The sequence below is a fragment of the Draconibacterium mangrovi genome (assembly GCF_010586825.1).
Lineage (GTDB): Bacteria > Bacteroidota > Bacteroidia > Bacteroidales > Prolixibacteraceae > Draconibacterium > Draconibacterium mangrovi.
Genome location: NZ_JAAAGB010000007.1, coordinates 44,753 through 66,452, shown reverse-complemented (window position 1 = coordinate 66,452; position 21,700 = coordinate 44,753). Strand labels below are relative to the sequence as shown.

Annotated in this window: 15 protein-coding genes; 5 read left to right on the top strand and 10 right to left on the bottom strand. The window is 39.2% G+C overall.

Annotated elements, in window-relative coordinates; all coding sequences use genetic code 11:
* Positions 1 to 16: 16 nt before the first annotated feature.
* The 3 genes from G4420_RS16795 to G4420_RS16785 all read right to left on the bottom strand — a co-directional run bounded on the left by G4420_RS16795 (position 17) and on the right by G4420_RS16785 (position 5,991).
* Positions 17 to 1,504, bottom strand: coding sequence for a SusD/RagB family nutrient-binding outer membrane lipoprotein (locus tag G4420_RS16795; RefSeq protein ID WP_204273723.1), 1,488 nt, complete (start codon positions 1,502 to 1,504; stop codon positions 17 to 19).
* A gap of 43 nt (positions 1,505 to 1,547) precedes the next feature.
* Entirely contained in the window at positions 1,548 to 4,718 is a 3,171-nt protein-coding gene (locus G4420_RS16790; protein ID WP_163325096.1) for a SusC/RagA family TonB-linked outer membrane protein, read from the bottom strand.
* Positions 4,719 to 5,112: 394 nt separating this feature from the next.
* Positions 5,113 to 5,991 carry a M23 family metallopeptidase gene (locus tag G4420_RS16785; protein WP_163325095.1) on the bottom strand — a complete coding sequence of 293 codons (879 nt, stop codon included), beginning with the start codon at positions 5,989 to 5,991 and terminating at the stop codon, positions 5,113 to 5,115.
* A gap of 58 nt (positions 5,992 to 6,049) precedes the next feature.
* Between G4420_RS16785 and G4420_RS16780 the strand changes: the two genes are divergently transcribed.
* The gene (locus tag G4420_RS16780) at positions 6,050 to 6,517 is read left to right on the top strand and encodes a DUF4268 domain-containing protein (RefSeq protein WP_163325094.1); all 468 of its coding nucleotides are present in this window, start codon (positions 6,050 to 6,052) and stop codon (positions 6,515 to 6,517) included.
* A gap of 37 nt (positions 6,518 to 6,554) precedes the next feature.
* Here the strand turns inward: G4420_RS16780 and G4420_RS16775 are convergent, their stop codons facing one another.
* The 3 genes from G4420_RS16775 to G4420_RS16765 all read right to left on the bottom strand — a co-directional run bounded on the left by G4420_RS16775 (position 6,555) and on the right by G4420_RS16765 (position 9,586).
* Positions 6,555 to 6,932, bottom strand: a complete 378-nt coding sequence (locus G4420_RS16775) for an SRPBCC domain-containing protein (RefSeq protein WP_163325093.1) — start codon at positions 6,930 to 6,932, stop codon at positions 6,555 to 6,557.
* Between the two features lie 81 nt (positions 6,933 to 7,013).
* Complete coding sequence (locus G4420_RS16770) at positions 7,014 to 9,002, bottom strand: DUF3078 domain-containing protein (RefSeq protein ID WP_163325092.1); 1,989 nt, start codon at positions 9,000 to 9,002, stop codon at positions 7,014 to 7,016.
* A gap of 125 nt (positions 9,003 to 9,127) precedes the next feature.
* On the bottom strand, positions 9,128 to 9,586 hold the full coding sequence (locus G4420_RS16765; protein ID WP_204273722.1) for a CYTH domain-containing protein: 459 nt from the start codon (positions 9,584 to 9,586) through the stop codon (positions 9,128 to 9,130).
* 152 nt (positions 9,587 to 9,738) lie between these two features.
* On the opposite strand from G4420_RS16765, the gene G4420_RS16760 reads away from it, so the two are divergent.
* The gene (locus G4420_RS16760) at positions 9,739 to 10,353 is read left to right on the top strand and encodes an HDOD domain-containing protein (RefSeq protein WP_394351211.1); all 615 of its coding nucleotides are present in this window, start codon (positions 9,739 to 9,741) and stop codon (positions 10,351 to 10,353) included.
* Positions 10,354 to 10,431: 78 nt separating this feature from the next.
* Positions 10,432 to 13,092: a DUF5686 and carboxypeptidase regulatory-like domain-containing protein gene (locus G4420_RS16755; RefSeq protein WP_163325090.1), complete on the top strand. Its 2,661-nt coding sequence runs from the start codon at positions 10,432 to 10,434 to the stop codon at positions 13,090 to 13,092.
* Positions 13,093 to 13,147: 55 nt separating this feature from the next.
* Here G4420_RS16755 and G4420_RS16750 read toward each other — a convergent pair whose 3' ends face one another.
* Both G4420_RS16750 and G4420_RS16745 read right to left on the bottom strand, forming a co-directional pair.
* On the bottom strand, positions 13,148 to 13,699 hold the full coding sequence (locus tag G4420_RS16750) for a 1-acyl-sn-glycerol-3-phosphate acyltransferase (protein ID WP_163325089.1): 552 nt from the start codon (positions 13,697 to 13,699) through the stop codon (positions 13,148 to 13,150).
* Complete coding sequence (locus G4420_RS16745) at positions 13,699 to 14,367, bottom strand: B3/B4 domain-containing protein (RefSeq protein ID WP_163325088.1); 669 nt, start codon at positions 14,365 to 14,367, stop codon at positions 13,699 to 13,701. The genes G4420_RS16750 and G4420_RS16745 overlap by 1 nt, the downstream gene beginning before the upstream one ends.
* A 345-nt stretch (positions 14,368 to 14,712) precedes the next feature.
* Here G4420_RS16745 and G4420_RS16740 point away from each other — a divergent pair, with 345 nt between their 5' ends.
* Positions 14,713 to 15,234 carry a DUF4251 domain-containing protein gene (locus G4420_RS16740; RefSeq protein ID WP_163325087.1) on the top strand — a complete coding sequence of 174 codons (522 nt, stop codon included), beginning with the start codon at positions 14,713 to 14,715 and terminating at the stop codon, positions 15,232 to 15,234.
* Positions 15,235 to 15,284: 50 nt separating this feature from the next.
* Here G4420_RS16740 and sfsA read toward each other — a convergent pair whose 3' ends face one another.
* Positions 15,285 to 15,977: a DNA/RNA nuclease SfsA gene (sfsA, locus tag G4420_RS16735; protein ID WP_163325086.1), complete on the bottom strand. Its 693-nt coding sequence runs from the start codon at positions 15,975 to 15,977 to the stop codon at positions 15,285 to 15,287.
* A 27-nt stretch (positions 15,978 to 16,004) separates the two neighbouring features.
* On the bottom strand, positions 16,005 to 17,033 hold the full coding sequence (gene tsaD / locus G4420_RS16730; RefSeq protein WP_163325085.1) for a tRNA (adenosine(37)-N6)-threonylcarbamoyltransferase complex transferase subunit TsaD: 1,029 nt from the start codon (positions 17,031 to 17,033) through the stop codon (positions 16,005 to 16,007).
* A 222-nt stretch (positions 17,034 to 17,255) separates the two neighbouring features.
* Between tsaD and G4420_RS16725 the strand changes: the two genes are divergently transcribed.
* Positions 17,256 to 21,587, top strand: coding sequence for a translocation/assembly module TamB domain-containing protein (locus G4420_RS16725; RefSeq protein WP_163325084.1), 4,332 nt, complete (start codon positions 17,256 to 17,258; stop codon positions 21,585 to 21,587).
* Positions 21,588 to 21,700 lie beyond the last annotated feature (113 nt).

Below are 21,700 nucleotides of genomic sequence, written 5' to 3'. Positions count from 1 at the left end.
TCAATTTAAAAGTTCACTATTTTCCTGACTTCTGATCCCACCAAACTTTCTGTCCCAAGCTTGTTTTTTGCTGAGGCTTATTCGTATTTCTGGTAATAACAGCATTCGGGTAAATTGGAGAAGAAGGTAAGTTACTACTCAATTTACCAAGTCCTGCTACAGAAATAGTAAAATCGCCAACAGGGAAATTAAGGTATACATCGGTACGATCTGTAGGAGTTTTAATCTCCACAGCATTTACTGAAGGGTATTTAGTACGATTTCGCTCAATAAAAGATTCAATGTGCTGAACCTTACAATAAGCTACCCATTTCTGCATTGCAATGGCTTTAATGTTTTCTTCAACAGTTCCTGCAGGCCATTCTGCATATTCTCCAGCTCCGGTAACAGAACCACTTACACCCCAGTAGTCTAACGAAGCCTGAACAGCAGCATCGTAATAGCTTTTTGCAGCTGAATCACCTGCACGTGCATAAACTTCAGCCAAATAGAAATTTACTTCCCACGTAGACATCAGAATCAGATCTGACTTATTATCAAATTCTACTAAACTGTATTCCTCGTCCTGATCAGCCGTTCCATTTCCATCGGTATCTCCATCGTAAGCAAAATCGCCTTGGATTGAACCAACATAAGTACCTGCAGAAGTAGCTGTGAATAAACTTCCAATTCGCGGATCACTATTTGTGTTCAAAAATTCGATGATAGTTTTACTTGCAATAACGTTATCGAAATAACCCGCATCGTCAAATTCAACCATAGGATGACGTTTACCATCCTTTGGTTCCCAAATTTCACCACTTATTTTAGCTGTTTCAGTTATAAAGCCACCCTCTTTTGCAAATACAAGTACTTCGGCATTATTATATCCGGAAGTTTCGGATAAACGCAGCATTAATTTCAGCTTCAAAGATTTGGTAAAAGCCACCCAGGCGCTAACATTACCATTATAAATAAAGTCGTAATCATCGCTGATATCTGCACTCGAAAAATTCATTTCGAGCAAAGCATCTACTCGTGCCAGTAAGTCGGCATAAATTTGCTCTTGCGAATCGAATTTTGGAGAAAATAAACCTTCATCCCCTTTCAAAGCGTCGAAATATGGAATATCACCCCATGTGTCGGTAATTACCTGCCATGTATAAATTGAAAGGGCTTCGGCAACCAGATAATGGCCTGAACCAACTTCTGAGTTAGCTTTTATTGCTTTCAAGTCATTCAGTGCAAAAGGCACTAAATTGGTATAAGCAGTCGAGAAACTTGTTTCGTCGTACTCATCTAAAAACTTAAACTGAGAAGAAGTATGGTCTTGAGTCCAGTATTGCGACCAAAGAGCTCCTGCAAATCCCATGTCCCAGCCCATTAAAGCATTTCCGATAGCTAACTGAGCAACCGGCATAACTGCTTCCGGACTTGTTAGTTCACTTAAGTTGTTTGGATCTTTATTTACATCCAACCATTCATCACACCCTACTAAACTGGCAGAGATTGCAATGAATAACATATATATAATTTTTTTGAATTTCATAATAATTTCGTTTTCGATATTAAAACATTATAGATAAACCGAAGGTATAACTTTGGTTGGTTGGGTTGGCTCCAAATTCACCAAATTTCGCAGAAATATCGTTACCAAATGTTGTGGTTTCCGGATCGATATATTGATTCTCTTTCGGTGTCCACAACAAAATATTGCTGGCAACAACAGATGCTCTTATTTTAGCCACTCCTAAGCGCTTGGCGAAACCTGCCGGCAACTCATAAGCAAGAACAATATCTCTTAATTTCAGATACGAACGATCGATAAAGAAATTATCGGTTTGCTCGAAACCTCCTGCACTATAAAATGTATGTAAATCGGTTGAAGCGACAGGTATATCATTTTCAACATATTCGCCGTTTACCAACCTAACCGAGTTTGGAATAACAAATGGTTGACGGTTGTTATAAACAGTTTCAGGACCACTACCTGTCCAACCCATATAATCTTTCTGGTAAGAATAAATGTATCCACCGTAACGAAGATCAAATGTAGCTGCCAACGACCAGTTTTTATAACTAAAGTCATTGGTAAAACCTGCTCTGAATTTCTCATTCACACTTTTATCTTCCAGTACTACTTCGTCGGCAGTTGCAACCGGCATTCCGTTACCATCCACAACAATGTGCTCTACGCCATCAATAGTAACTGTTTGTGTAACCTGAGTTTTGAACAGTCCCATTTCTTTTCCTTCAATTGCAACAATACCTGCACCGCCAAATCCACCAAGGAAGATTTCTCCTTCGGCAAGCGTTTCAACTTTGTTTTTGTTTTTCGAATAGTTAAAACTCATCTTCCATTCAAAATCTTCGGTACGAACAGGAGAAACAAAGAACAGAGCTTCGATACCTTTGTTACGAACATCTCCGATGTTGCTTACAATAGAAGTATATCCTGAAGTTGGATCAAGTGGCTGATTACTAATCAAACCATCAGTAAGTCTGTTATAGTAAGAGAAATCAAAACCAATTCTGTTCTTAAAGAAATTCATTTCCAAACCAACCTCAAACTCTTTTGTAATCTCAGGTGCTAGATTCGGACTTCCCAACTGATTACTGATCATCCAGGAGTTAATGCTGTTTAATGGTAATTCCAGGTCATCAACATTAGGGTATCCGGGGTTGCCAACATAACCTTTTTCAAATACAGGATAAATTACATATGGGGCAGCGTCGTTACCTGTCCAACCATAGGCTACCCTTGCTTTGGCAAAGTCGATAACTCCTAATTCCATATCCATTTTCTTGGCCATCTCAGAAAGCACCAAACTTGCTGTTGCACCAGGGTAGAAGTAACTATTTTCGCCTGCTGGTAATGTTGATGACCAGTCGTTACGTGCAGTAAGCGTTACATACAAATAATCGTTGTAACCTAATTCAACATTTCCAAAGGCACCAAACAATCTTCTCTCCATTTTGTATTGAGATGCAATTGGGTCTGCCAATCCGTTAGTTAGATTATAGTACCCAGGAACATCCAATGCCAGAACTTCGCCACCAACACGGGTGTATCCACGTTGGTTAAAGTTAATACCAACCAGTGCATTCAAGTTTAATTTTTCAGATAAATCTTTGGTGTAATTCAGGAAAGCATCATGGTTTGTTTCGTAACGGGTACGCTTATTTACACTATAATTACCCGGCTGATTTTTTTGATCGTTGTAACTTGGTGCGTCCGTAGGAATATCAATTTTAGCCTGCCAGGCTTCGGTATTCGTACTTTCAAGGTCGGCTCCAAAACGGTAAGTCAATAACAGCTCATTGGTAATATTAATGTCTGCCTGAACTTTACCATACACTTTGTGGCGTACTTGCTCTGATCCATTTTCAAACAATGAGAAATATGGATTAACACCATAAGGCGTAAAATAATTGTTTAAGTTATTAAACTTACTTTTGTAATCTTTTAAGTCAACAATGGAGTAATCCTCCGGTATTTCCCAAAGACTTCTGAATACAGAACTTCCCTGACCTGATGGAACGGCCTTCGTTTTTTCATTACTGTAATTCACTGAAGATGTAAGGTTAATCTTTCCCCATTTATGACTTCCTTTAGTTGAAAGAGTTGATCGTTTGTAGGTATCAACATCCTCAGGCATAACACCATCCACATCGTTGTGCGAGAATGACATAAAATAGGTGGTATTCTCATTACCTCCTGAGGCTGAAACAGAATTTTTATGGCTCAATCCAAAATCATAAAAATCACGAATTCTTGATTCAACAAAAGAATATGGTTTAATCTGTTGACTATTGTCGATAACATAACCCCATACACGGTCACTTCCATCGTATCTAGGTCCCCAGTTACCGTTTTCATCTAAAGCATGATGTCCACTCCATCCTTGACCAAACTCATCTTGTCTTTCAGGAATACGTCCTACTCTTAACATCGAAACAGAACCGTCATAGCTAATTTTCATCTGTCCATCAGTATTGGTCCCTGATTTAGTAGTTATTAAAATAACTCCATTAGCAGCACGTGAACCATATAACGCAGTTGCAGCAGCTCCTTTCAAAACTGTCATATTCTGAATATCATCAGGGTTAACAGCATTTAAACCTGAACCAAAGTCAACGTTATTATTAAGAGCACTACCCGTGGTTACCTGAGAGTTTGTAATCGGTACTCCATCGATAACATATAAAGGCTGGTTACTACCAAATGAAGAAGCCCCCCTGATAATAACATTCTGAGTAGCACCTGGTCCGGGAGCTGAAGAAATGTCTACCCCTGCAACTTTACCTTGTAAAGCATTCATTGGGTTTACTACTTTAGCTTCACTAATTTCATCTCCTCCTACCGAAGTAGAAGCGTAACCAATGGATTTTTTCTGCCTTGAAACCCCCATTGCTGTTACCACAACTTCATCAATACCAACTAAATCTGCTTCCATTACAGCATTTACCTCTGATCCGCGGATCTCAATCTCCTGCGTTTTCATACCTACAAACGAGAAGACCAGTATTGCCGCATCAGACGGAACTTCCAGCTGATACTCTCCATCAAGATTAGTAACTGTACCAATTGTGGTACCTTTAACACTTACTGAAACACCTGGTATACCCATATCATCTTCGGAACTTGTTACAGTACCGGTGATACTTTTAACCTGTGCTTCAGCAACAAGCACGCCAAACAAGGCAATGCCTAATAGCATTAGCGCAATTTTTTTCATAGAATAAAAATTTAAATATTAGTAAATAACTCACTCACTTTTAATACTCACCGACAAATTAGATAAAAAAAACATCAATTAACAAATATTTACACCCCACAATAATTCATGTAAAATTTGCTTTTAATATGCTGTTTAAGGCTAATGACTTAACTTAACTAGTTCTAATTCGAAGTGTTATCATTTTATACTCTTGACAAATATACAGAATGAGAAATATCTCAAAGTGACTTTTGTCATATATTTAAGTTGTAAACGCTTTTCAAATAAATATTAATTAACATTTTTTAACATTTATATAAACCATAAAGCATTTTAACAGCTAATGTTAAGCGTAGGTTCAAATCGTCTCTATTTTTTTCAGATTTATTTGGTACGAATAAAAAACTTGCAGTTAATTCAGATTCTTTCTTTTTTCCCGGTTTGTCATCTCCAATCCTCTAATCGCATCAGGATGAAATACGATATAAGGTTTTAGAGCATTCAGGATTTCCGCATCGCCATTATTGGTTATCACAAACTGAGGAATAACAAACGATAACGTTTTGGTAAATAATGAATCGTGAAAAATGAGCACAACCAACTCTCCGTTTTTATTCGCTAACTCCCCTATTTTTTGCCCGGCATATATTTTTTGTCCTACTACAAGTTGTTCGGGATTGTACTGAACGCCATGATAACATATTAAAGTTCCGTCGGGCTGTAACAACGTGATACTTTTTGTCCAGGTATGATACCAAAAGTGCGAATCTCCGGTTCTTGAATCTCCAACAACTTCGGCAACAATACCGTTTCTGCTTGCAAAAACAGCGTCCCCCGGTGCGGCTTTAATACCTGTGGCAAACCACGAATCAGGTGTTTCATTTCCCCAAAAACCATCAATACTTTTTACATCGAAAACCAATACGCTTTTACCTTGTTTTAACGGAATTAAATAAGGAAAATCAAGATCTACATCAACTGTAGGATTCGATCGGAAAGTTTCAATATCATAATTAAACCGGGGGATATCGGCATCCAAATCGCGTTGTAGTGTAAAAAGGCTGTTAAAACCCGGCTCAACTTTCTTTATATAGGGCAACGGTTCGTTAAACGTAGTGTTCTCCAGGTCGGCAAAGTTAATATGCAGAAACATAGGCACTTTTGCATTGTTGGACGCCGTAAAAATACAATCGCCAACCGAATTGTAATTTGCCTGTACTTCAACATACTGAGCCATTGAAAAACCGGCAATCAATAACAACTTTAATAATAGAAGAATTTTGTGAATCATATATAGCGTGTTTTACGAATGTTAAATGTAAAAATTAAATTTAGTTTACCTTTGGCGCATGTATTCAAAAGAGGAATTGCGACAATTGAAAATTGATTTCTGGCAACAGTTTGACAAACGCTGTAGTGTACATCCTGATTTAAAATACAGGAAACGGAAATGGGTGCTTCATAAAACAAAAATCAAAGGTGTGGCGCTACGTTTTGATGTTAGCCGCGAAGATGCGATGGTAATTCTCGAACTGGGCAACAAAAGTGAAAACAAAAGATTGAAAGCCTACGAATTTCTGGAAAGATACAAGCCGGTGATTGAAGACGGTTTTGAAAATGGTTTGCAGTGGGAATTTTTCCATGAGCGCGAAGACAGCGGCGCCGAAGTGTGCCGGATCTTCACTCGAATGGAAGGTGTTGATTTTCACCGTCAGAACCAATGGCCCGATATCTACAATTTCTTTATTGAAAATATGCTAAAACTTGAACGTAACTTCCTTGAAGTAAGAGACCTTTTGCAGGAGGAACTGAAGTAAAACGAACGCACCAGGTGAATAGGTAGCTGCTTTCTGACTATATAAACAGTTCGTTAAGTGCTCCAAAATAATCTTCATCCCAGCCTTCTGAGATGTTGTCAAAAGCATCGTCGGGAATATTGGTGTGACGTAACTCAATGCTTGTTCCTTTTTTGTGCGGATGTAATTTTATTGTCACCAGCGAATCTTCTTCCTCTTCACCAAAAAACCACTTTTGAACAATCTTTTTATCTTGCTCAAATTCCACATTAACACCCGAAATACTTCCACCCCACAACGAAAATTCGGTGTTTGGCTCCAGTGGCATAACTGCGGTTTCACCTGTCCATATTTCGAGCATATTTTCGTTGGTTAAGGCATTGTAAACGTCTTTCGGGTCGGCGTTTAATGTATAGTAGCGTTTTAAATCTTTCATGAGCTTGTCTTTTTATCAAAAGTAACTTTTTCTTTTCTTAAATGATTTATTGTATGAACAAAAAATCTCAATAAGCAATCCTTAGCGAATTCGGTGCGTGCGCATCACTTTCTTGTTGATTTTATATGTGAACCCGATGGTAAAAAACTCTTTTATCTGCAGTTTCGCTTCCTCACCAGTTTTGTTGCCGTCTGCATCGTAAATAGGGAACTTAACGTCGTCGTCGTAAATAAAGTGGAACATTAAACGCATATCGATGTACGAGTTTAACTGCATTTTAAAGTTGTTTTCCCAGTTCAAGTCGAATTTCTGAAAGGGATCTTTATAGTTGATGAACATCTTGTATTTTGTTTCATACGAAATGTCGTCGGTTATTTTTGTTTTGTAGCTCAGATCGGCATTTAAACCGGGCTCCCAAAAAGCTTTTCGTCCCTCGTCGATACTAAAGTTTGTTTGATCAACCAATGCCGTGTCGCGTACATAAACATTTTTCATGGTTAACGGCGACAAAAACAGCGACAATTTTTTATTGGGTTTGTAGTCTAAACCAATTTTCAAATAGGTGGTCGATGGCGATAGAAATGCGGAAAGCACTTCCGGATTATCTGCTTTCGGATATTTGTACCCTCTAAACATTTGAGTGTTAAAGTTAAGCTCGGCACTATAGTACCATTTTTTAAAGGCACTTAATCCGTAACGCGATGTGAGTTCAAACTTATCATCATTCTTTTGCAACTCCGATTCATCGCCACCTGGCCTGATCCAACCGTTCCTGAATTCTGCCGAGTTTTCCCATTTTACTTTGCCGTCTTTGCGCGAATAATTCGCAAAACCCTTTAACACCATTAACGTAGCCAGTGAGCTTTTACCCCCTTTTTTCCAATTGTCAAGATAAGTTTGGGTAAGTCCTATACTTCCATCGCCACCAATATTCCAGGGGGTTTCAAGCTCGTAACTTTTCCCTACACTTTTAAATTTATTGTTATTGGGTTTCAGGCTTTCGAAATCAAAATCTTTGGTTTGCTTTTCTTTAAAGCGCGAAAAAGTAACGCCATCGTCGATCAACATTTGCACTGTACGTTTGTCGGTATTTTTTACCATAACGGCCAGCGAATCATTCTGCTCGTTTTTTAACCAGATGCGCGAATAACGTTCGGCACCGTTCTGCAATAAAATATCCTCTTTTTCGCCATATAAGTTAATTAACGACAAGCGTGTGGTATCAATACGGTCGGCATAATTCATCAACACGTTCAAAACCGCTTTTATTGAATCGTTTACCTGGGCCACTACTTCGTCGTTGTAAGATTTTAAAACGTAGTAGTTATTCAGTTTTACCTCGTCTTTATAGCGTTTTATGCGGTACTGCAGGTTTTCATTGTATTTCTCGGCACGGTAAACACTAACTATTCTGCTTATGTAGTCGGCTTTAACCGAGTCGTTATAAAATACTCGTTTTTCTTCGATGTAATCCCTCCGAAGACTGTCGCGACGGATAAGCTCATTAAACATGTCGGGCGAATTTAAAATCGAGTCAGGAATCACTTCCGGGATATAAAGATCGTCAGGAAAGGTATATACCGAATCGGCAAAAAGTCTCATCCCCTCACCTTTTGGCACCTGCCGTACTTCGTTTTCAGCTTCGCGAATTATTGCTGGTGGCACGGTTATATCTTCAGGCTTTACACTTTCCCTGTATTTCGATTCAATATTCTGAACCTCCTTTTGCTGATTGGCATACGGTACAAACCCAGGAACATTAAGACTGTCCTCAACATTTTCGGGCAAACGCATAACGTAATTCCCGTTAACGCGCAGCGTGTCGTTCAGGTTTTTAATAACCTCGTCAAGGGATTCATCTTCGATAAAATGCAGAAGAGCATCAACATCGCTACCCACTTCTTTCTTAACAACGTGCCAGTTATTATTTTCAATAAAATAGCTTCTTAAAACCTCAATATTTTTGTGCAAAAGTTCCTCTTCAGTTACAGAGTTTTGCGCGAATAAAAGTTTTGAGAAGCCGGTAAATAATAGAATAAATAAAAAAACTTTCCCTTTCCCTGAGAACATATACACTGTTTTTAGCTTTCGGATTAAACGCAAAAATAATACCATTGTTATGTTGTCCTTTATTATAAATACCTAAACAATTAACACCTTTCTTTTAATTTACTCAACATCAAAACCTTAGTATTTTACCATGTTGAATAAGGATGCTCCGACAACCAGGCATTAAAATACCGATGATCGGTACTCACCTCATGAGTTACCCAGTTTGGCAGCTCAATTTCTTCATTCTCATTACTCAGTTCAACCTCTGCCAAAACAAGACCCGCATTCATATCTTCAAATACATCAATTTCCCATGTCATTCCATGTATCTCCTCCACGAAGCGCTTCTTCCGAACAGGATAATCATGGCACAATTGCATTAAAATTTCCGCTTCTTTTACCGGAACTTCATATTCCATTTCAATACGTGAAATTCCTTGTGTTTTGCCTTTAATCGTCAACCAAGCTTTATCTCCTTTTATGCGTACCCGCACCACCCGTTCCTTATCGGTTGACAGGTAGCCCTGAACAATTGGATTTCCCGAATCCTTTGGGCACCATAAATTAGTATCAACAAGAAATTTCCGCTCAATTTCAATCATGATATTAAGTTTAGTTGTTTTAACCCCGAATATACACCACGAAATTTTATTACAAACAAAAACGGCTTCAAAACAAAGCACTTAATTTACAAGTACTTGTTTTATGGCATTTTTGCTCTCAATACAACCTACGAATGCATAAGCCGGCTTAAATATATTGCAACGGCGAATTTATCACTATTTTTAATGCGGCGAACATTATTATTCTGAATATGATTACGAGAGACGAAGCGCTTGAAATGCTAAAATCGTATGTGCAGGCAGAAAACATGCTAAAACACAGCCTGGCATCGGAAGTAGTAATGCGTGCAATAGCGAAGCACCTGGAAAGAAATGAAGATGAATGGGGCATCGCAGGCTTGTTGCATGATATTGACGTGGAAATTACAAACGCCGATCCGCATACACATGGCCCCTACGCAGAAAAGCTGTTAAAAGGAAAAGTTACCGATGAAATGCTCGACGCCATTGTTATGCACAACGAGGTGGCAACCGGGAAAGACCGCTGCACCGAATTTCAGCATGCACTGGCAGCCGGCGAAACAATTACCGGTTTAATTACAGCTACAACTTTGGTTTATCCGGATAAAAAACTAAACAGCGTAAAAACAAAATCGGTAACCAAACGAATGAAACAAAAAGCCTTTGCAGCATCGGTAAAACGCGAGAACATTCTGGAGTGTGAGAAAATTGGTATTCCGTTACCTGAGTTTGCCGATCTGGCAGTTAATGCAATGCGCTCGATCAGTGATGATTTGGGATTATAGCAATAATACTTTTTAACAATAAATATTTCTACGCTATCGTTTTTTTCATTTTCTTGCACATGAAAACAGAATTAAACCATGTATACCCAAAAATTCAATCTATTAACCGGCAGAAAACTGTCGCTTTGTTTAACCTTATTAGTAATTTTCACCCACTTTTTTGCCAACAGTCAGGTGCTCTCCGGACGAATTCTGGATGAACAAAAACAACCTGTGCCCTATGCAACTATTTATATTTCCGAATCGCGGCAAGGCACCACATCAAACACCAACGGAGATTTTAGTTTTAATTTACCAACCGGCACTTTTCACCTTACTGTGCGATCAATGGGCTACGAAAAGCTGGAGAAAACAATTAGTCTGCAAACAGATAGTTTGTTTCTCCCAATTACCTTGCAAACTCAGAATTTTGAGCTCGCCGAGATAAAAGTGTTTCCCGGAGATGAAGACCCTGCCTATTTTATTATGCGGAAAGCCATTGCCAAAGCACCTTATTACCGCCAGAATATAAAACATTATGGTGCAGATCTTTACATCAAAGCAAATTTTGCCTTTAGCAATATTCCGAACCTGATTAAAAAGCAGGAAGTGGAAGACGGCCGGAAATTCAAGGATTACTTTAAGGAGAATGTAACCTATGTTATGGAGTCGCAAAACCGGATTACCTACGATTATCCCAACCAGTATAACCAGCAGGTGATAAGTAAAAAAAGTTCGATTACAGGTTTTGACGAGCCGCCGGTAATGGGCCTGATGACAGCCAGTTTTTACGATGAGCGTCCCAACGAAGTGGTTTCTCCGCTTTCGGTACTGGCGCTAAAACATTATAATTTTGTTTACGAAGGATTTATCACGTCTGGCGATTATGATGTGTTTAAAATACGCGTTACCCCCAAACGAAAAAGCGATGAACTGGTTGAAGGTTTTATTTATATTGTAGACCGGCTTTGGTGCATTTACAACCTCGATTTTAGTTCCAGCTTTGAGTTTTTTAACTACCGCATAAAACAACAATTCGAAAATCTGGACAACGAAAACTGGCTGCCGGTTTCGCACAATATTACAGGCGATTTTGGCATGCTGGGACTGCGGGGCAATTTTTATTATGGTGCATCGGTGAAGTACGACTCCATCGTAAACAACTATTCTAACATTCAATACGAAAGCACTGAAATAGCTGCACAAACAACTGCAGATCAAGATGTGCGGGAACCCGGGGAAAAAGAAGAACAACTGGTTAGCGAACTAAATAGTCTGAATGCCAAAGAAGAACTAAGCAATGCAGATGTAAAAAAAGTAGCCCGCCTGAACCGTAAAATTTTAAAAGAACAATACAAAGATTCAACTATTGTTGCGCCGGATTACGGCAGTTACCAAATTTCGGAAAATAAAGACTCGCTGCAAACAGCTATCGCCTGGGATACCGTTAGGAGCATCCCCCTAACGCAGGCCGAAATTGAAAGCTACCAAATGGCCGACTCGTTAAAACTGATGGAAAAAGCGGCTTCAACCGATTCAGTCTCGGATAATGAAAGTACCAAACGTTTTTTTAGCCGGCTATTGGCCGGAGCATATGATATATCGAAAGATTCGACTATTCATGTGAGTTACGATGGACTGCTTTCGCCCGTGAATTTTGATTTTAACGCCGTTGACGGGTATAAATACCGCCAGGAATTTCGAATTCGCTTTTTGGTGGATTCCACAAAACGAATTTATCTTACACCTCAACTGGGGTATGCGTTTAACCGCGAAGCCTTATTTGGCAGTCTGAACGCGCAGTTTGTAAATTTTCTGGCAAAAGGAAACCAGATAAGCCTGTACGCAGGAAAACAAAGCAGCGATTTTAAAAGTGGTGTCCTGGGAATTAGCCCGGTGGTAAACTCTTTAAGTTCTTGGTTTTTTGGCGAAAACTATACGCGGTTTTACGAGAGCGAATTTGTGCACCTGAGTTTTTCTCAGCGTTTTAAAAAGAATTTCAGGTATTATGCCATTGTCAACATGGATCATTTTTACCCGCTGGAAAACAACATTTCGTTTCCGCTTTCGGATTATAAAGATTTTGAGCCAAACATCCCCGGAAACTTAACGGCTGATAATCCCGCTCTTGCCGAACAAAAAAGTTTTAGTTACGGCCTTGGTTTAAATTTCCGCAAATCGCAACGCAAACCGTGGCTCGAAGAATCACCCTTTCTGTTTGTAAATGATTTTTATGAATTCAACCTGACCTACAAACAGGGGGTGCCTGATCTTATTGATTCCGATTCTGAATTTCGCCGGGTTGATTTTACTGTTCATCAACAGGCCAATATTTCGCCAAGTTCAGGTATTGACTGGCAGATAAATGCCGGCCACTATTTTTCGAATGAGCAAATGCATTTTTCGCAATACAAACATTTTAGCACCGCTGAAATCCCGGTAATGATGCGGCCTTTTACGCACCGTTTTCAACTGATAAACGACTATGCTTTAAGCACTAACAAAAGTTACTTAAACGTAATGACGGAGTACAGGTCGGAATACCTGCTTCTAAGATACCTTTCAATTTTCAATAAAAGAACCTGGAGCGAAAGCCTTCATTTAAATTACCTTACCACGCCCGAATACAATAATTACTGGGAAGTTGGTTACAGTTTGAACAACCTGTTTTTTGCAGGCAATGTAGGCGTATTTGCAGGTTTTAGAGAAAGTGATTTTGAAAGTGTTCAGGTAAAACTCAGCATTTCTGCTTTTGATTAACAGAAAAAAATAGTAGCTTTTTATTGAATAGAAAAGCTACTATTTCTTTATTTGGCTAATAGTCTGTTGTAAAAAGTTCCGGGAATTTTCCTTTAATTCCTTTTTCGCGGTAAAAATCCTTCATGCGTTTGATGTCGTCCTGAGCACTGTCTGAAAGTTCAAAAGGCTCGCCAACCGAAATTTCTTTTCGTCCCCAATCAAAATAGCCCAAATACACGGGAATTCCGGTTTCTTTAGAAATAATATAAAAGCCGGCTTTCCAGCGTTTATTCAAACTTCGCGTACCTTCAGGCGTTAATGCCAAATGAATACGTTCTCTTTTATTGATTAGCTGAATGGTTTGACGAATTACGTTAGCTCCTTTTGAGCGATCGATGGGCAAACCTCCCATTTTTCGAATAAAATATCCGATGGGCCAAAAGAAAAATTCCTTTTTTATAAGAATGTTGGCAACTGCACCTTTCGAAGTATAAAACAACCACGAAATAACAAAATCCCATGCGCTGGTATGTGGCACTCCGATAATAATACATTTATTTACCGGTGCCGGCTCTCCAACAACGGTCCAGCCCATCAGTTTGAGCAAAAATCTACAAAATCCTTTCATTATATTACTTGAATGGTTTTTAATTCAAAGTTAGTGGCTCCGGCATAATTTTTTAATAGTTCCTGAGCCTGGTTTGTGGCAATTTCAATATCTTCTGTGGGTTCGTAGGCTATAATTATCATTAAGAACCGCCTAGTTTGTTCTGTAACACAAGTCCTCACCGAATCGCTTGTGGGCGTTCCAAAAGCACCTTTTGCATCTCTGAACACCGGCATAAATTGAATATTCAGTTCCCCCCGCCCAATTCCTTCATACGGTTCGTCTTTTTTGCCTATACCAAAGGTAACAGCTCCGCTAATCCTGTCGGCATCATAACCACCAATTGAAAATCCGCTCGAAATGGAAACCAAATTCAGCTGATCGACCACATTATTTACCTGGTAAATTTCGCCACGCTTTAAAACCCGTCGAAGCAGCGCTTCAGCCGACAAACGGTAGCGAGCAGGATCCTTCCCGCATTTTTTGTAAGCTCTTCGCGATGCAGCAACAGCTGGCATTTTGCTTATTTCTTCCACACGCAGACTTTTGTCTAGCTCTTCGATTTTCGATTGAATCTCGTCCCAAAGTTCGCTGTTTAGATTCTGAAATTGCACATCGCATTCAATGCACGACAAAACCACATCAGGTACTTTTTCGGCCAGTTCCTCGCTAATAGTTATGTTTTGCATGACTTTTATCAGTAATTATATTTTTTATTATTCGGTTTTACTCTTTTTAATTTTTTACAAAAGCCATACTTTTGTATAAAATGAATAAACCGAAATAATTGTACCTGTTAAAAAGAATCGTTGCAAAGAAAAGAACTTTTGTTTTCGATGCCAACTGTTTCTAAAAATACAGTGTTCAATTCGCATCGAATAAGCATTAAAGCGAAATTTTTCAGAAATCATATAAAATGATTTTATTTAGTTAAACTGCACGAAAAGGGATATGAATTGTATCCCTTTTTTCTTTCGTATAATCGGTTGACTTTGTGGTATACTTTTTGTATTTTGTAAGGAAAATATGATAGTATGAAAAGGATAATTTTGTTAAGTTTTCTGATTTTTTCAATCGTAGCACTAAATGCGCAAGATAAAAAACTCACAAGAAAAGAGAAAAAAGCGCAGCGCGAGGCGATGCTTACCGAACAAACAAAAAAACTTATTGAAGCTAATGCCTGGCAATTTAATGCGACACAAATGCTTCCGTCAGGCGGCAGAACGCGTACATTAACGACTCCATACAATGTTGTATTAAAAGACGACAAGGTAGATTCATATCTTCCTTACTTTGGTCGCGCTTATTCTGTTGATTACGGATCGACAGACTCCCCAATGATTTTTGAAGCACCTGTTGCCGACTATAGTGTTGAGGATGCAAAGAAGGGTGGATATACCGTTAAGTTTAACGCAAAAAATAAAAACGACAACGTGGAATTTATTTTTTCGGTTGGCGCAACCGGATCGGCAAGTTTAAAAGTAAACAGCACCAATCGTCAGTTTATTTCCTATAACGGCGACTTGGTTCCGATTGAAGAAAAAGAGAAAAAATAGTATTGAATTATGACTATTCACAGCCGGGATAATTAAATATTCCGGCTTTTTTATAGCTCAAAAGGTAGTTTCTTGCTCAATGTAATTTCCGAAGGCGATACTTTTGCCTGCATCGGAAAAATCTCAACACCGGCCGTGTGAGCCTGTTTTAACAAGCGGGCATACGTCGGATCGATTTCTTTGGCAGGGGCAAATAGCTGCACATCGCTGCGCTGAATAATATAAAGCATAACAGCGCGCATTCCCTGATTCTTAACATCGATTAATGTTTTCAAATGCTTTTGCCCTCGTGTGGTAACGGCATCCGGAAACAGAGCGTATTCATTCAGTTTCATCGAAACGTTTTTCACCTCCACAAAACATTTCTCTTGATCATTCTCCGCATAAACATCAAAACGCGAATCGCCAAATTTTACTTCTCGTTTAACAATTGTAAATTCATCAAATCCCGGGATTTCTCCGTTTAAAAGGGCTTCGTATGCCAACTTATTCGGGTTGCCGGTATTAATACCTACCCAGTCGCCATTTATTTTAATCATTTCCCAGGTAAACTTTGTTTTTCGTTTCGGATCGTCAACCGGAGTTAAGTAAACCTCTGCCCCATTTTCGAGGCAACTTTTCATCGACCCGGAATTGGTGCAATGCGCCACAACAATTTCACCGGTATCCAATTCAATATCAGCCAAAAATCGTTTATAACGTTTTATCAGCCGGCCATGAACAAGTTCTTTTTCAAATTTCAAAATCGGATATTTTCTTTTGTGATAGCGTTACAATTGGGTTCGAGCAAACGGAACAGCATCTTGCCCGGCAAATTCTTTGTTCAGGTATTTGTAATAGCCGGTAATGGCAATCATGGCAGCATTATCCATGGTGTATTCAAACTTTGGAATAATCAGGTTCCAGCGGTGCTTTTTGGCATTGTCCTGCAATGCATTGCGAAGCCCTGAATTAGCTGATACACCACCGGCAACAGTAATTTCGTTAACTCCTGTTTCACGGGCAGCACGTTTCAATTTGCTAAGCAGAATCTCAATAATGGTATGCTGCAACGACGCACAAAGATCGGCCAGGTTTTCTTCCACAAAGTTTTCATTCTGTTTCAGGTTGTCGCGCAAAAAGTACAGAAAGTTGGTTTTTAAACCACTAAAACTGTAATCCAGCCCCGGAATGCGCGGACGCGAAAATTCAAAGCGGTGCGGATCACCTTCTTTCGCCAAACGATCGACATGCGGACCTCCGGGATAAGGCAAGCCCATAACTTTTGCACATTTATCAAAAGCTTCGCCGGCCGCATCATCAATGGTTTGCCCAATCACTTCCATATCCAGATAATCGCGAACAAGAATAATTTGCGAATTACCACCGGAAACCAACAAACACAAAAACGGAAATTTTGGCGGATTAAATTCTACTCCATTTTCTTTGATAAACAGAGCCAGCACGTGCCCCTGCAAATGGTTCACCTCTATCAGCGGAATTTTCGATGCCAGCGAAAAACCTTTTGCAAACGAAGTACCTACCAGCAACGATCCCAACAAGCCCGGTCCACGCGTAAAAGCCACGGCCGAAATTTCTTCACGACCAATTCCTGCACGTTTCATTGCCAGGTCAACCACCGGGATGATATTTTGCTGATGTGCACGCGAAGCCAGCTCGGGTACAACCCCGCCATACTCTTCATGCACTTTCTGTGAAGCCACCACATTCGACAGTATTTCTCCATCGCGGATGATAGCAGCCGAGGTATCATCGCACGAAGATTCAATACCCATTATTATAATTCCTTTCTCAGCCATAAAAAACTTCCCTTTTTTACGTTATTAAAACAAGATAAACGCTGTTGGGTTTATATCTTTGCACTTATTAAAAATGAATAGTTAACAAAACGCGCTATCCTTTTCATTGTTATTGATTGAAATGGATTATGTTCGTTCTAAATTTGCAAAACTATTAAAAAAGGCTGGAAAATAATCATTGTATTCCTGGCAGCATTTATATTGCTGCTTGGTGGCAGTATTGTGCTTATTCAAAACAGTTGGGTACAAACGCAGATCACTCGAAAAATAGCCAAAAATCTTTCGAAAGATTTACATACCAACATTACGATTGGCAAAGTTGATATCGGCTTTTTTAAACGCTTAACACTAAAAGATGTTTTAATTGAAGACCAGCATGGTGATACGCTGATTTACAGCGAGCAAATTAAAGCACGAGTTGATACCTTAAAGTTTAAACACAAACAAGTTGTTTTAAAAGATCTTGATTTTGTAAATAACCGGATTTACGTATCGAAAGACACTGCCGACGTTTTCAATTTTGGTTTTCTGATAGAAGAATTTGGGGCCAACCCTGAAAAGGACACCCTAAATGCATGGACCTTTGCATGCCGTGCCTTTAATTTTAAGGATATGCAAATAAGGTATGTAATAAATGAAAACGAAAGCCACCCAATTTTAGATACCCGAAATTTAAATCTGAAGGTCTCGAATTTTTATTCGTTTCGCGATTCTATTGCATTCCGGATTGAAGATTTAAGTGTTGACGCCGGCCCAAATTTACATTTAAAGCAGGCTGCTGCCAACATTACAAACGTAGGAAAAGTACTCACCGTTGAAAATTTCAACATGGTAAGTAACCATTCTTCGCTTACCAACACCAACATGCGTTTTCAATTTTACAGTGTTAGCGACTCGATGAACCGCAGTTTTGATATGGATATTCAAATTGCCGATTCTGAAATTGGGATGCAGGAAATTGGAGCTATGATTCCTTCGCTTAAAGGAATGCGTGATAAAATTAAACTTTCAGGAATTATATACGGTAGCCTGAACGACCTGAAAGGAAAAAATCTGTACCTGCAAACAGCCAACGAAACCAATGCGCTACTCGACTTTTATGTGAACGACCTGCTTGATCCGGCCAATATGTATCTGTTTCTCGATTTAAAAAATTCAAATACAACTTTTGAGGATATCAGCAGTATTCGCCTCCCCAATAGTGTTCCAAATAGTTACATTCGTTTTCCTGAGAGTTTCTATGAGGCAGGCCAACTAAGGTTTAAAGGTAATTTTAGTGGCTTCCTGTCCGATTTTGTAACCTTTGGTACGCTGGAAAGTGAAATGGGCACATTAACCACCGATATTTTAGTTATGCCCGAAAAAGAAGGACAAATTTATTATCGGGGAAATCTTTCAACGGTTAACTTCCAATTGGGAGAACTTTTTAAACAGGAACAACTGGGAGCAATTACTTTACAAGGATCAGCCGACGGACAATTCAATAAAACTACCGAGGCTGTTTCGGGCATTTTTAAAGGTACTATCGACAGTATTCAATACAACAACTACAACTATCAACACCTGTCGATTGATGGCGTTTTACGCGAAAAAATGTTCGATGGGTTGCTTGAAATCCAGGACCCGAACCTCGATTTTACGTTTATTGGAGAGCTTGATTTAAATAACAAAATTCCGCGTTTCGATTTTAATATGAATCTGCGACATGCCTACACGGGCAACCTGAATTTTACGCAAAACTTTCCGGCAACAAATATGGCTTTTCAAATGGAAGCCAATTTTACCGGCGATAGAATTGACAATATTAACGGGATAATCTCTGTTAAAGAAGGGTATTACAGTAACCGAAATGGAGAGCTAAACCTGGAAGGAATCGAGTTTCGTGCCAATCAGGAAGATGGGAAAAACAAACTTCGTATCGAGTCTGATTTTCTCGATGCTGAAATATTGGGCACTTACCACTTTAAAAACTTAAAAAACAATTTCTTTCAGTTGGTAAATCACTATGTTCCGGCGGCAAAAATTTCGGTCGATTCATCAACAGCCAACGCAAATAACTTCGACTACAACATTAACGCGAAGGAAATTAACCCGCTGGTAAAAATATTTTTACCTGGACTGGAATTTGAAGGGCCGTTTTTATTGTACGGAAAAATAAACGCTCCAAGGAATGTTCTTAGTTTAAACGGAAGTATTCCGGGAATAAAATACAATCACAATTGGGCGCGCGATGTATATATAGGAAACAACATATTGAATGGCCATTTAAACTCCAAATTCAGAATTGGAGAATTGTACCAGCGAAATGGACTTTTGTTGTACAATTTTACGGTTGACAGTAAAATTACGAATAATGTACTCGAAAATATAATATCCTGGAGTAATTTCGATGAACTGACCTACAGTGGTGCCATTCGAACACAAACAAAATTTTCCTATTCCGACTCCACGCAAATGCGCCATATCGATATTTACGGTCAACCATCGCAAATTTATGTGGCCGACACACTGTGGTCGGTAAATCCGTTTTATGCCAGCATCGATTCCTCGTCAGTAAAAGTAGAAGGATTTAAAATTCAACATGCCGATCAGCTATTCGCTATCGATGGCAGTATAACCAGCAGAAAAGCAGACCTTGTTCGGCTTGAAATGGAAAATATTGACCTGACTTACCTTGATAAATATTTCGGAAAAACGATTGATCTGGATGGAAAAGTAAACGGATACTTTGGTTTTTCGCGTTTGTTTGACGAACCTGTTATTTTATCGGATTTAAGAATCGACAGTCTTTCGTATAAAAACGAATACATGGGAAATATCTCGCTGTCGAGCCAGTGGAACCAGGCCAGCTCGGCCATCGACTCCGAGTTAAAAGTGATTAGGAATAACAAAACAAACCTCCACGCAGCCGGGTCTTACATTCCATCGCAAGGAGATTTAGATTTTGATATAGAAGTCGACAGCGCTTCGCTGTTGATTTTGTCGGCTTTTATGCGCGAGAACTTTTCTAAATTTCAGGGCGTAGCATCAGGGAAAGTAAATCTTGGAGGAAATGTAAAAGGTATCCTTTTGAATGGCGCACTTTTTGGCTCCAACTCCGGTTTAACCATTGATGCGACACAGGTTCCTTATCATTTTTCCGATTCAGTTTATTTTAAAGATCGGAGTATTATTTTTGATAATATCACTGTTTTCGACGACCAGAATAACTCTGCCATTTTTGACGGAGAAATTACGCAGCAGAACTTTCAGAACATGACCTACAACCTGAATTTTCAGTCGAATAAAATAAAAGCATTAAATACCACTCAAAAAGACAATGAACAGTTTTACGGTGTGGTAATGGCCAATGGGGGTATTGAAATCGAAGGCCAGGCAACACGCGTAAATCTAACCTGCTTTGGAACTACTTTGCCCGGTACCGACATCAAAATATCGATGGAAAGCCAGAGTGAAGTCAAACAATACGACTTTTTGGAATTTGTTAAACCTGATGAAAAAAAGGAAGAATCGGCATTTTTCACCAATAGTACAAACCGCGATGACGGAGGTTTAAATTTAAGCATAACCGTTGAAACCACCCCCGATGCAGAAGTTGAGCTAATTTACAATTCGCAGATTGGCGACGTAATTCACGCCAAAGGCGAAGGCATTTTGCTTTTTGAAATGGACGATGAAGGCAATATGAGCCTTTCAGGAAACTATAATCCAACCGATGGCGATTACTTGTTTACCCTGCAAAATGTAATGAACAAACGTTTTTCGATTGAACCGGGCGGTTCAATACTTTGGTCGGGCGATCCGTATAACGCTGTTGTCGATCTGCAAGCTATTTACAAGTTAAAAGCCTCGTTGTACGATCTGTTACCGAACTACCAAAATACCTCGCAAACCAACCGGGTTCAAGTAGAATGTGTGATTAATCTTCAGGACGAACTGATTAATCCAACTATTGGTTTCGACATTAATTTCCCGAACATTGAAGAACGATTACGAGAAGAACTTCAACAATTCTTTAAAACCGAGGAGGAAATGAACAAACAGATTCTGTCGTTGATCGTTCTTGGAAAATTCTACACTCCGGAATATCTGCGTGGTACTTTTGAAGCCCAAAACCCAAATATGATCGGTACCACGGCCAGCGAAGTATTCTCGAACCAGCTGAGTAACTGGCTTTCGCAAATTGATGAAGACTGGGATATTGGTATTAATTACCGCCCCGGAAACCAGGTTACCAACGATGAAATTGAGCTGGCTCTGAGCACGCAAATTTTTAACGATCGGGTTACCCTGAACGGAAATATCGGAAATAATACGAACCAATACGGAAGCAATAACAATAGTAGCCAAATTGTTGGCGACTTTGAAATGAGTGTAAAACTGGTGCGCAGCGGAAAAATTCTGTTCAAGGTTTACAACCGGTCGAACAACAACCTCATTTACGACACAGCTCCCTATACGCAAGGAATTGGTTTGTCGTTCAAAGAGGAGTACAATTCGATCGACGAGCTGCTTCAAAAGTTCAGCAAACTTTTTAAAAAGAAAGAGAACTAATGTTCGCCCTTTTATATGCTTATAAAGAATCTTTATGAATATTTATAAATCATTAAAAAAACTGACCGATTTCCTTTGCAGATATTTTACTTAAGATAATTTTGCAGTTCTTT

Bases quoted from the DNA above. Each gene is read 5' to 3' on its own strand.
- G4420_RS16740 (WP_163325087.1), top strand. From the start codon at position 14,713: ATGAAAAGGATAATTTTGTTAAGTTTTCTGATTTTTTCAATCGTAGCA.
- G4420_RS16785 (WP_163325095.1), bottom strand. From the start codon at position 5,991: ATGATTCACAAAATTCTTCTATTATTAAAGTTGTTATTGATTGCCGGT.
- G4420_RS16775 (WP_163325093.1), bottom strand. From the start codon at position 6,932: ATGAAAGATTTAAAACGCTACTATACATTAAACGCCGACCCGAAAGAC.
- G4420_RS16795 (WP_204273723.1), bottom strand. From the start codon at position 1,504: ATGTTATTCATTGCAATCTCTGCCAGTTTAGTAGGGTGTGATGAATGG.
- G4420_RS16765 (WP_204273722.1), bottom strand. From the start codon at position 9,586: ATGATTGAAATTGAGCGGAAATTTCTTGTTGATACTAATTTATGGTGC.
- G4420_RS16750 (WP_163325089.1), bottom strand. From the start codon at position 13,699: ATGAAAGGATTTTGTAGATTTTTGCTCAAACTGATGGGCTGGACCGTT.
- G4420_RS16780 (WP_163325094.1), top strand. From the start codon at position 6,050: ATGTATTCAAAAGAGGAATTGCGACAATTGAAAATTGATTTCTGGCAA.
- G4420_RS16770 (WP_163325092.1), bottom strand. From the start codon at position 9,002: ATGTTCTCAGGGAAAGGGAAAGTTTTTTTATTTATTCTATTATTTACC.
- G4420_RS16745 (WP_163325088.1), bottom strand. From the start codon at position 14,367: ATGCAAAACATAACTATTAGCGAGGAACTGGCCGAAAAAGTACCTGAT.
- G4420_RS16755 (WP_163325090.1), top strand. From the start codon at position 10,432: ATGTATACCCAAAAATTCAATCTATTAACCGGCAGAAAACTGTCGCTT.
- G4420_RS16790 (WP_163325096.1), bottom strand. From the start codon at position 4,718: ATGAAAAAAATTGCGCTAATGCTATTAGGCATTGCCTTGTTTGGCGTG.
- tsaD (WP_163325085.1), bottom strand. From the start codon at position 17,033: ATGGCTGAGAAAGGAATTATAATAATGGGTATTGAATCTTCGTGCGAT.